Consider the following 12,207-nt stretch of genomic DNA (forward strand, 5'->3'; position numbering starts at 1 on the left):
TGCTGGCTAATTGTCCAAACGGTCACATCAGGATAGATTCATTGCACCCGCTTAATCATTTAATAGAGAACAACCAACATTGGTCAGAGGCAACTCGCGAAGATAAGCCTGACTTTTTCCTTAAACTGTCTGAGCAGCAGAGCCCTGAATATCTCTGGATTGGCTGCGCTGATAGTCGCGTTCCCGCGAATGAAATTGTCGGCCTATTACCCGGGGAGCTTTTTGTCCACAGAAATGTTGCCAATGTAGTAGTCCACTCAGACCTGAACTGCCTTTCAGTACTGCAGTACGCTGTAGAAATCCTAAAAGTAAAACATATTATTGTCTGTGGTCATTACGGCTGCGGCGGTGTCCAGGCTGCACTTAATAACGAGCAGCTTGGCCTGATCGATAACTGGCTGAGACACATTCAGGATGTCAGGGATAAGCATCACACCTTGATAGATCTTTTCCAGCAACAGCAACGCACAGACTTACTGTGCGAACTCAATGTTCTGGAACAGGTAATACACGTTTGCCAGACCACCATTGTCCGCGATGCCTGGCGTAGGGGCCAGGAACTGACCGTCAATGGGTGGGTATATGGACTCAAGGATGGCCTGGTGCACGATTTGGGTATTTCAATCAAGCACCCGGGGGAAATTGCTGATATTTATCAAAGTGCTCTCAGCAAAATCGCCCAGCGCAGCACAGAATAATACCGCCCAACCACAACTCCTTTCGTTTTTACCGCTATAAATGGGAAAGCCCCGGTATTTTATCTATCGGGCTCGACCCTGCTTGGTGGAGAAACATGTCGGCATACAGAAAGTGGCAGTGCCAGAACTGCGGCTGGATATACGATGAGTCCAAAGGTTGGCCCGAGGATGGAATTCTTCCCGGTACTCGCTGGGAAGATATCCCTGAAGACTGGTACTGCCCGGAGTGTGGTGCAGCCAAACAAGATTTCTCCATGCTGGAGATTGGCGCCGATACCACTCAAGCCAGCTTAGCTAGCAATGATGGCTTTCGAATCTGGGAGTGTATGGTATGTGGCTGGACATACAATGAGGCCGAGGGATGTCCACAAGATGGCATTGCTCCTGGTACTCGGTGGGAGGATATTCCCGACGAATGGAATTGCCCTCAATGCGGCGTTAGTAAACAAGAATTTGATATGGTCCTCGTGGGCCTAACCCCCATCGCCCCGTCCCCTTCAGCCAACCAAAAAACAACCACTATAACCTCAGCACCTTTAGTTATTATTGGCACAGGGCTGGCCGGGTATAATCTGGCGCGAGAGTTTCGCAAGCTTCCCCCCCAGTCTCCTCTCCTGTTAATCACTGCCGATGATGGAGCTTTTTACTCCAAGCCTTTGCTGTCAGCCTCTTTCTCTCACGGCAAGACTGCACAGCAACTCAGCACTTCCAGTGCCGAGGATATGGCTCGCGAACTCAATGCACAAATTCTGGTTCACACGCGGGTAATACATATAGATCGCCAAAACAGAACTCTAACGATTCAGCAGGATGGTGCAGAGCATGTATCCAAGATTCCCTATGGAAAGCTAGTTCTGGCAACCGGGGCCAAGTGCCGCAAACTTCCCCACTATGAGGGGGATGCCCAATCACATATCTTTCGCATAAATAATCTCAGAGACTACCACCGTTTTCGAACTGCCGTGGTGGGGCGCAAGCGCATACTACTCCTGGGCGCTGGTTTGATTGGCTGTGAATTTGCCAACGATCTGGTACAGACCGGCTTCGCAGTGGACCTGGTTGACATGGAGCAATGGCCACTGGCGACACTGCTGCCGGAAGTCGCCGGACGCGATCTGCAGAGGGCCCTGGAAGACTATGGCGTTCGCTTCCATGGGGGCTCATCATTAAAGCGTATCGAGAAATTGAGCACCGGTTTCCGGGCCCAGCTGAGTAATGGAGAGCAAATAGAAGCGGATATCGTTCTCGCCGCACTTGGACTTGAGGCTAACACCGGCTTAGCCTCCATGGCCGGTATAGCCGTGCAAAGAGGTATTGCTGTAGATCGATATCTGCAAACAAGCGATCCCGATATCTACGCCCTGGGGGATTGCGCAGAAATAGACGGCCATCAGTTACTCTTTGTCGCCCCCCTAATCAGCTGTGCGAAGAGTCTGGCACAAACTCTGTCAGGAAATCTGACTCCCGTTTGCTTTGGCGTTATTCCTGTGGCCGTAAAGACAACCCTACACCCAACTACCGTTTGCCCGCCAAGCCCTGATACCAAGGGGACTTGGCAAATCAACAAAGAAGATTCAGGGGTTTGCGCCGAATTTCGCGACGAAAAGGGCAATCTACTCGGTTTTGCCCTTACCGGTAGTGCAATCGCCCTTCGGGAAAGGCTCAGCCAAGAGTGCCAGCCAACTATGAACGATCAGTCAAAAAATAACTGATAATCGTACTTATTTTAATAGCTATTCGAGGTAAAGCGCGCAAACCGTTAACTTTTGCCTTAAAATGGCGGCCCTTCAAAGTTTTGGTACAAGTAGCCTTAGTATGACGACAGAGAAAAGCCGTACGATTTCCCCGTCACCCGAGCAAAGCCGGCTACTACGGGACACCCTCGGCCACTTTGCTACCGGTGTAACTGTCATTACCACTCAGGATACCAATGGCCAACCTGCCGGCATGACGGCTAACAGCTTTAATTCCGTTTCCCTGGATCCCGCCCTGGTTCTATGGAGTATCGATAAGCAATCCATGGGCTATAAAGCATTTACCACCCGGGAGCACTTTGCCGTGCATATCCTGCGAGCAGACCAACAACATGTCTCAAACCTATTTGCTGGGCGAGGGGCAGACAAGTTTGGGCAGGTCAACTGGTATGAAGGCCCCAATGGTATACCTCGCCTAGAGGAGTGTGCAGCCTATTTCCATTGCCGCCGCGCGCAGTGCATTGATGGTGGAGATCACACAATATTGCTTGGAGAGGTGCTGGAATTTGCCGCTTTTGGTGGTGAACCCCTGGTCTTTCATCAAGGCTGTTACCGTGCACTGGCTGGAGAGTAGCAGCTCACTTTTTGGAGCCTAATCACTACCCAAAGGCTATAAAAATAATTTTTTAATGCCAATTAACCAGTATTTGGCAGAAACTTTGGTATTGCATTAGTGACCTCGTAATAATTCAAGGGCAGTCTGAAGCAAACCATGAAAATGGACTGATAAGCCATGACTTCAACTACGCTCTTCTGTTTCGCCCACCGGGGCTATCAACAGCGAGCCAGTGAAAACACTCTCCAAGCAATCGGGCATGCGTTGGAACTCAACGTCGGGGGTATCGAAATTGATGTGTGGAATATCGGTGGGCAACTATTGGTCAAGCATGACCGGCGACTAGGACGCCTAATCGCGGGCTCCGAACTCATCACTGAAATGCATCCCGATGCCCTGAAAGAGAGACCTCTCCCTTGCGGGAATAAGGTCCCTACATTAAGGGAAGTCCTGGAACTTGTGGGAAATAGTGCCCAACTCAATATCGAGCTGAAAGGGCCTAACTGTGCAGCCCTTTTCGCGGATGAAATCCACACCTTTACGCAGGATACTGGTGCAAGCTACGAGCAATACATCGTTTCCTCTTTCGATCACCGCCAGTTGTACCAGTGCCTGCAATTAGCTCCTGAGGTTCGGCGGGGAGTGCTGGTTTCCGGTGTTCCCCTCGATCTTGCAGCCTGCTCTGCTCCATTAATGGCCTATTCATTACATACGAACGTAGATTTTATAAATGCAGATTTAATAGCCGATGCAAAACAGCGCGGGCTTAAGAACTACGTATTTACCGTCAACGACCCCAACGATTTGATACTATTGGCAGCTCAAGGTATTGATGGGGTTTTCACTGATGAACCTCAAATCGTATCCGATTTTAATGCCCGTGTTGAATTCACAAAAACTGGCACTTAGACGTTGGAGAAGATCCCCTTCACCAACTAAGAGAACAGACAGTAACCCGGGTCAACTACCGGGCTACTGCTGTAAGTTAAAGCAGGAAAAGACTCGAGGCTAAATAGTCTCCCCTATTTATACTGCTTAAAACTCTGCGCTAGCACGTAAATACCAATAGCCACCGTTAAAACCAAATGGTGATGTGAGGGCATGACGTACCCCGAGATATCGCAATGTGGGCTCCTGCTCATCATCAGGCATTACGTCAAAGATATTCTCGCCCCCCAACGACAATTTATAATTTTCATACAGCGTAAACGTCGCTTCGATATCAACGAGAATTTCACTGCCATAACTATAGGTATCACTGGCATCCCCAGCACCAAACAACCCGCCTGTTGATTCCCAACTGCCATAGCGATTAAAACGCAGGTACCCTGCAAATAAATCACCCGTATCCAGATCAAAAGTTAAAGTCGTTCGATCACTGGGAACTTGGTTTTCCAGGTCAAATACCCGTGAGGCATTGATGGTATTTGGCGTAACACTGGTAACTTCCTGGCGATTGTGATTGTGGCGTAAATCCACCACCAATAAACTTTCAAAAATCTCGAAATCACTGGTAACTGCCAGATCTATACCAGACACTTCCGAGTCATAAGCATTGACGAAATAGTTTGCATTGCTGCCGTTGAGTAGTGCTGCATTTTCTATACCGGCATTTTGCAACAGAATTACTTCCTCATCTCCGATGGCATTGTTGCGCAGAGCCAGGCGATCCTCGATGTCGATGTTGTAGTAATCTATTGTCACACTGGTATTGTCCAGTGGAGCAAAAACCGCACCCAGGGTAAAACTGGTGGATTCCTCCGGCTCCAGCTCAACGGCTCCGAGCGCTGACGCTACCGGATGAGCCACAGGATAGGTTCCATTGGGTATCAGGTTGCCACTGGAGTCTGTCGTAGTAGTAACATTTAAGGTATTCACCTGTCCGGGTGTTGGCGCCCTGAAACCAGTATTTACCGTCGCTCGAAATGCCAGTTGTTCATTCACATCATACCGTGCTGACAATTTCCAATCTGATGTCGAGCCAAACTCATCATATTCCTCTAACCGTAAAGCCGCTCCCAAAGTCAGAGCCTCAGTCACATCGGCTTCAAGGTCAATGTAAGCTGCAATACTCTCACTACTGAAACTACCCAGCGCTTCAATCGGGAACCCCTGAAAACCATCTGAACCCACACCAAAATACGCAGCAGTTGGACCTACCTCAGTGGACGCTGCATCCCCCCTACCAATTGAGTAAGTCTCTTCACGCCACTCAGCGCCGAATGCAAGGTTCAATGGCGAAGCAAAAGCCATGACATCAATGGGGTAGACAAAATCCGCATTGAGGCTGGACTCTTCCTGCGTGAGGGTTCCCGGCTTGAAGGAAGTAGGAGACAAAATACCCAAGCTTGGATTGATGGAATTTTTCAGGACATAGTCCACTTCATTTTCAGCCAAGCGTCCGCGTAGATCCCAGGAGAGGCCATTGGCAAGCTCTCCACGCGCCCCGAATACAGCCGCGATATCATAAATATCTGCACCAAATTCAGGGTTGTAGCCGCCGGGAAACTGAGTATAAATTGGGTTTCGCAACACGTACCCACTGTCGCTGGAAGTATCTGCTACCAGGTAATCCGAGGGGTTTAGGCCCTGCGCCAAAATAGAATCCACTAAAGACTGGGGAGCTGGATCAGGCATGTAGTCGATACTATTCGGATCAAGGGGATCATTAGGGCTGTCTACTTGCAGGGTACCTCTCGCAGTAAACTGGTGTTCTGGATCGAGCACCGGTCCACGATAGAAAAAGTCAGAAATTGTTTCATTTTGTGAATAACCGAAGTTTCCATAGAGCTCTACCGAATCAGAGATCTCCAGGCCGCTGTTAATAAAAAACTTCAGGGACTCAACATCGGGATCACCCCATCTCTGACCCAAGCCATCCAGTGGTACTAAATTATTTCCCACAACTGATCCTACCTGCTGCGCATCTGGCCGCGCTTCGCTACGCCAGGTTTTATCTGCGCGGGAAAATTCAACGGTACCATTAATAAATCCTGCATTACCCAGCGCAAATCCCGTATTTGCGGCAATACTCATCCGGGTTCCATCCCCCTCAAAATATTCTCCTGTCTGAGCTGATAAGCTAAATCCCTCTGCATCATCCTTCAGGATAATGTTAACGACACCGGCAATCGCATCGGAGCCATATTGTGCTGAAGCGCCATCACGCAAAACCTCAACTCGCTCTATAGCCATAGAGGGTAGCGCCGAAAAGTCGACGGCTTGGGCACCCTGGTTAACTGTGCCCAGGGGGGCAAGCTGCAAGTTAACCAGCGCAGAGCGATGGCGGCGGGTTCCATTGACCAGCACCAAGGTTTGATCTGGGGATAAATTACGTAAAGTTACCGGGCGGATAAAAGCGGTTCCATCAGCAATTGGAAATCTCTGCGTATTAAATGAAGGGGCAATTTTTGCCAGGGACTCAGTAAGATCAAAGCTCGCTTGATCCGCAATGTCCCCTCCTCCAACCACATCTACCGGAGAAAGAGTCTCAGTGGGAGATACACCCTCTTTGCGTGTACCCGTGGTTATCACCTCTTCCATTGCCCGATCAGCAGTATTAGAGGCACCCTCTTCCTTTTCCTCAGCAATCGCATACCCACCAGAGTTAAAAATCGCAACTGCCACCGCCAATGACAAAGGTCTCAACAAGTAACGCTTCATATTCACCACCCTCTCTTCTCATTATTAACATCAAACAGAACATCACCGGATAATTCATCAAAGCAATGCACATCAAATTAGATCCGTGCAGGGGTTAAACAAAAAAAGCGGCATACTGACGTTCCGTTAAATTGAATCCATGCCAGAAATTAGTGCACGCCTGGGATAGCTCTTTTACGCGATTAAAAGTCAACTTCCAACAAGTCAAAAAATTAATGTCGCAATATTTATTTTAAAAGGGGATGAGCACACGTTTAGCAAATGCCAATAACTGCCAAACGTGACTTTTATAGAGGCTGAAGCAAAAGTGACAGCAATAAATTCACTTTAAAAAATAAACAGGTGAAATCAGCACCGTCTATTGAGGAGTATAAGTAACGTCAACCTCATAATCCGATCCCAAGCGACTGTAGCCCCGCACCATAAAATAGGCTTCACTCTCACCACTTGGCACGGTTAAGGAACAGTTCTCAGAGCTATCTCCCTCATAGGGACGGCAATCGTAATAGCGCCAAGTAGGTGCCGCACCAAAACGGACATATAGATCGGCATCATTAGTACCGGTCATATCCGCGATAAAATCTGTACCGGGCGTTACACTGAGAGGTCCATAGTGATCCTCCGAACCTCGACCCACATCACCACTAAAGGTTTCTGTTTGTTCCTCACCGGGGTCGGGATCGGGGTCCGGATCTGGGTCTGGGCCCGGATCATCCCCTATATAACCCTTGGCCAATTCAGCGACATAGGCAGCAGCAAGCTTTCCAAACTTCACCGCATGACTGGCATCTCCACCACTATTGGCAAGGGTATCACTTGAAGTGTGGATATAAGGGTTTGAGCCATTAAAAGTCGCCTCAAAAGGAAAGGAAACCGGATAACCCTGGTTATACCAAGATGCGTGATCAGAACACGCATAACCACAATAAGTTGTTCCAACAGTGAGACCACTCAGGTAGGTCTGGGCCAGATCCTCAAGAAAGCTATTCTGGGCACTATTGGTGTAATCTCCAATAATATAGATATCACTATTTGAGCCATAGTAATTAGTCATATCCAACTGCAAGGCACCTATCACATTTTTATTCTGTGATTTGTAATCGCTGGCAATATCATCTGACCCCCGCAGCCCCACTTCCTCAGCAGCGTACCCCATAAAAGCCAGCGTTTTATCCGGCTTATAGTCTGTAGCGACAATTGCATTAATGACATCAGTCAATGTTGCTATGCCAGACGCATCATCGTCAGCCCCCGGCGCTCTCGTACCTTCACCAGTGCCAAAACCGACCGTAGAATCCAGGTGCGCCCCCAGCACGATAATTTCATCCGGGTCAGTTTGCCCCTGAATAGTCAAAATTACAGAGGGTTGCGCCCAACTATGGCTATAAAGTTCGACTGAAGCATCACTTCGTGAACTCGTTAATGCCTGCCACTCATCCCTTATCCACTCAGCACCATCCACGCCGGTTGAAGTGGTGTAATAGCGATTAGTAAAATTCGACAAACTTTGAATAGTTGACCGTATATTAGACTCTGAGATCTCTGCTTGCAGGGCGTTAACCACATCTGCATTATCAATAGAGTAAGCGATCACGTTATTCACTGTTGTCGTCAGCGATGAAATCTGGGCAGCTTCTGCTTCCTCCAATGAGTCATGTACCATAAAGCCGCCACAACGGTTATGGTTGATATGCATCAGAGTCGATATTTCGGAAAGATTCTTTTCATTAACTTTTAGAATAGTGACTCCGTTACGTTCCTCACCTTGAATCGAGAGTGGTTGCTTGGCAACCAGGCTACTGTTTTGCTTTAAGGTTTTATAACCATCACTACCTATAGTTATCCACAGCTCTTCTGCCATAACAGCGCCGGGGAGTGCAAGAACCCCAACTAAAGACCTACTAATAATTTTTTTCATTATCTTCTCCACATTAAGTTAGCCCCCTGCGAATCCCTGATATTTCAAAAACACAGGCAGGCAATAAACACACATGCAAGAAGCCTGCACAAACAGCAGTTTTGAATCTCAATAATATTCAAATAATACAAAAATCAATGAGGATGGAACTACAGGCCATACCTATAAACAATCGCAGACAATCCAGAAATATTTTTATTATTCGAATTTCGAAAAGCGCAGAGAGAACAAACAAAACCGGATTGACCAATCCGGCAAGGAAAAGCTAGCACATTCAAATAAATACTAAAACAATTTGGCATCTTTCAGCGTAAGAGCCGCAATAAACTTTAAGTGGATCACAAATACACAAAAAACATAGAATATAAAAACACTATTAATAGCAAATAGAACTAGGAATAATTTCTGAACTAAAGGGTTTTTCAGCCCTTTATTTTAATTAGATCTACAAGAAGAATTTTAAGATTGCAACTCACACAGAATCTACCCAACCAGGAAGCCTCCTTTTTAATCCCTGCTGGTTTTGTAAAGCAGCGGCTGCACATAAAACTGTCTCATCAGCATATTTTCTGCCTACAATTTGCAGACCTACTGGCAGACCATTCCCTGAAAAACCGCAATTAATTGATATTGCCGGATGGCCTGATAAATTGAAGGGGTAGGTATAAGGTGTCCAGGAATACCATAGAGAGCCTGGATTATTATCCGGCACATTGGCCCCAGCACTAAATGCGGTAATGGGTAAAGTTGGGGTCACTAACAGATCATATTTCAGAAAAAGTTCCTGTAATCGCTCGACAAAGTTATCTCGCCACTTCAGCGCGTCGAGATAATCAGGTAAGGATAATTTGTCCGCTTGTTCTGCGACCTCTAACAATTGGGGCTCCACCAGTTGGCGCCTGGTACTATCCATCGCCCTAAAGATACTCGCTATTCCCGCGCAAAACAGACAGCCAAAAGCTGCACTAGCATCATCAATACCTGGGTCAACCTCTACAACTTCAGCACCCAATTCCTGGAAGTGCATTACACTAGCAGAAACGTTGCTCACCACCATGGGATCAGGTTCTACGTAACCAAGACTGGGGCTGTAAGCAATACGCAACTTTCCTGTTCTTTCAATCAACCTTCCCTCTGTAGCTGCAAGGAAATCAATGTTCCGACGTGGTATTGCGCGGATATCCCGATGATCCGGTTCACTGATTACATTCATCATCAGTGCACAGTCTTCCACCGTCGATGCTAAGGGCCCCACATGCACCAGGGAGGAGAAGGTACCTAATGGCCAATGGGGAACCTGCCCAAAACTCGGTTTGAACCCAACCGTGCCACAAAAGCTGGCAGGAATCCGGATAGATCCACCGCCATCAGCCCCCACAGCCAGAGGGCTCAACCCCAGTGATACTGCAACCGCGGCCCCGCCACTCGAACCACCCGATGTCTTATCCCTATCCCAGGGGTTTCTCGTAATACCGTCTATGGCATTATCCGTCACCGCCTTCCAACCAAACTCCGGTGTCGTAGTTTTCCCTATTGGCGTGTACCCGTTGCGCTGTAATGCCGCAATGCAAGGGGCCGCACATCCCAGCGTCGTCTCTGGATCAATTATTTGGGAGCCGAAAACCGTTGGCCACATCGGTGTATAGAAGACATCCTTTATTGCCACTGGCACCCCATCAAGTAATCCCCGCGCATTACCAGACATATAGCGGTGTTCAGCTTCCCGCGCATAGGCGAGGCTCGTATCTCTGTCAATCAAACAAAAAGCCTTAACATGCCTATTAAGTCGCTCAATTTGGTTGAGTAACTCTGCGGCAACCTCAACCGGTGAGAAAGACTTCTTCCTGTATCCATGCAACAGCTCAAGAGCTGTCATCCCAACGAAATCGCCCATCGAGTAAGCCTTCCAATTACTGATCCGCTAACTTCATCAGACTAGTCGTCGGTAGCTAACTACTTGCTCCACCTTCTCTTAAAAAGATCCGATGGAATAATTTCACGCAATACAGAAAGTTCAGCTTCCAGTCAGGAAATTCACAGTAAGCTTTGGTGAAATCACCGACACGGATAACCGCTGTGAAATTTCCCTCTCAAATTGCACTCCTCTTTCTTTTAGTTTCATTGATCTCGGGATGTGCCACCATGAGCGAAGATGAATGCTATGTCGCAGACTGGCAGGCAATCGGGTATGAAGACGGTGCAGCAGGTCGAGACATTTCTTATTTAGGGGGGCGTCGTGAGGCTTGTGCAAAGTACGGTGTGTCAGTCAATACAACGGCTTATCGCAATGGGCGAACTGAAGGACTAGAGCTTTTTTGCACCGAGCTGCGCGGCTTTGATCAGGGTCGCTCTGGCAACAGCTATAACGGGGTCTGCCCCGCAGACCTCGAAGGGTTATTCTTGCGGGGATACAATTCAGGCCAGGATATTTTTCTTGCCAAATCTGCTGTCGAGGAACTGGTATCGGCAATTCATGACCTGGAACTGGCGAGAGAGCATATTCTCGATGATATGACAGAGATCGGTGCTTTATTGGTAGATGAGACAGTCGACAACTCTGAGCGGGTGACTTTGCTCGCTGATATTACTCGCCTAAAGGTCAGGCATTCAGAACTGGGGATGGAAATTACTGGCTTGCAGTTCGAACTAATGCAACGAGAAGCCGAGTATCAGGAAGTATTGGCCCGTTCTCCCTACCTGTGACCCTGCTCTAAAATCCACTAAGAGCCAAGATTACCTCTGCGGGCCCTAATCTGCAGAGATTAATTCCTGTCTCTATCTATTGGCGCGAATCAACCATTTCTAATCCCGGTCTCCATCACTACCAAACTGACACCATATGATAAATAGAGAAAGTAGGTCTCCTACAAAAGGCAGGCTTGCAGCGGTTGCCCCCTATTCGACTTATAGACCACCAGGAAATTTGCACCAAAGAACCAAGTAAAAAGACACTTCCAAGAAAAATTATCCTCTATATTTCGGACAACCGGATCAGTGCTGGTCTTTTATCCTACCCCGCATTGACTTCACCTGAGAGCGGCGACTTTTTGCTTGTAGGCGACGCTCCTTGGCACCGCGACTGGGTTTTGTGGCCACGCGGAATTTTGGCTTAAATGCAGCTTTATCCACCAGTTCCTGCAGTCGCTCCAGGGCATCCAGGCGGTTTTTCTCCTGGGTTCGGAACCTCTGAGCCTTGATAACCACCACGCCATCAGAGGAGATTCGACGATCTTTTAACTTTAAAAGACCATCCTTAATCAACTGTGGAAGTGAAGAAGCCCGAATATCAAACCGCAGATGAATTGCACTGGAAACTTTATTTACATTTTGGCCACCGGCGCCTTGTGCGCGTATCGCACTCATTTCGATTTCTTCTTGAGGGACAGACACCTTCCCTTTTCCATAAACCATAAACACCCAATGCCCGACTTACATCATTTTACTTAAAATACAAAATCTAATGACCATTCTGCCCAAATAGTGCAGCTATTAACCAGCCCCACCACACAGATACAATTCGCCATTGACAGAAATCAAATTATAAAAAAATGCTTCCTATAAAATGAGTGTATCTAGGGGTAAACCTCATTTACCGGGAAACCCTCATTAAGTAATATT

At 47.7% G+C, this 12,207-nt stretch carries 9 protein-coding genes; 5 read left to right on the forward strand and 4 right to left on the reverse strand.

What is annotated here, in order from left to right:
• The first annotated feature begins 41 nt into the window (after positions 1-41).
• From can to ACJJI1_RS03230, 4 genes are all read left to right on the forward strand, one after another.
• Entirely contained in the window at positions 42-698 is a 657-nt protein-coding gene (gene can, locus ACJJI1_RS03215; protein WP_413663129.1) for a carbonate dehydratase, read from the forward strand.
• A 95-nt stretch (positions 699-793) separates the two neighbouring features.
• Positions 794-2,410: an FAD-dependent oxidoreductase gene (locus tag ACJJI1_RS03220; protein ID WP_444958521.1), complete on the forward strand. Its 1,617-nt coding sequence runs from the start codon at positions 794-796 to the stop codon at positions 2,408-2,410.
• Positions 2,411-2,513: 103 nt separating this feature from the next.
• Positions 2,514-3,026 carry a flavin reductase family protein gene (locus tag ACJJI1_RS03225; RefSeq protein ID WP_413663130.1) on the forward strand — a complete coding sequence of 171 codons (513 nt, stop codon included), beginning with the start codon at positions 2,514-2,516 and terminating at the stop codon, positions 3,024-3,026.
• Between the two features lie 159 nt (positions 3,027-3,185).
• On the forward strand, positions 3,186-3,917 hold the full coding sequence (locus tag ACJJI1_RS03230; RefSeq protein ID WP_444958522.1) for a glycerophosphodiester phosphodiesterase: 732 nt from the start codon (positions 3,186-3,188) through the stop codon (positions 3,915-3,917).
• A 126-nt stretch (positions 3,918-4,043) separates the two neighbouring features.
• On the opposite strand, the gene ACJJI1_RS03235 is transcribed toward ACJJI1_RS03230, so the two are convergent.
• The 3 genes from ACJJI1_RS03235 to ACJJI1_RS03245 all read right to left on the reverse strand — a co-directional run bounded on the left by ACJJI1_RS03235 (position 4,044) and on the right by ACJJI1_RS03245 (position 10,483).
• Positions 4,044-6,671, reverse strand: a complete 2,628-nt coding sequence (locus ACJJI1_RS03235) for a TonB-dependent receptor plug domain-containing protein (protein WP_444958523.1) — start codon at positions 6,669-6,671, stop codon at positions 4,044-4,046.
• Positions 6,672-7,029: 358 nt separating this feature from the next.
• The gene (locus ACJJI1_RS03240) at positions 7,030-8,589 is read right to left on the reverse strand and encodes a M28 family peptidase (protein ID WP_444958524.1); all 1,560 of its coding nucleotides are present in this window, start codon (positions 8,587-8,589) and stop codon (positions 7,030-7,032) included.
• A gap of 472 nt (positions 8,590-9,061) precedes the next feature.
• Positions 9,062-10,483, reverse strand: a complete 1,422-nt coding sequence (locus tag ACJJI1_RS03245) for an amidase (protein ID WP_444958525.1) — start codon at positions 10,481-10,483, stop codon at positions 9,062-9,064.
• A gap of 248 nt (positions 10,484-10,731) precedes the next feature.
• On the opposite strand from ACJJI1_RS03245, the gene ACJJI1_RS03250 reads away from it, so the two are divergent.
• Entirely contained in the window at positions 10,732-11,292 is a 561-nt protein-coding gene (locus ACJJI1_RS03250) for a DUF2799 domain-containing protein (protein WP_444958526.1), read from the forward strand.
• Positions 11,293-11,580: 288 nt separating this feature from the next.
• On the opposite strand, the gene arfB is transcribed toward ACJJI1_RS03250, so the two are convergent.
• Positions 11,581-12,000 carry an alternative ribosome rescue aminoacyl-tRNA hydrolase ArfB gene (gene arfB / locus ACJJI1_RS03255; protein ID WP_413663136.1) on the reverse strand — a complete coding sequence of 140 codons (420 nt, stop codon included), beginning with the start codon at positions 11,998-12,000 and terminating at the stop codon, positions 11,581-11,583.
• Between the last annotated feature and the right edge of the window lie 207 nt (positions 12,001-12,207).

The sequence above is a fragment of the Microbulbifer maximicatervae (SeqCode) genome (genome assembly GCF_052467065.1).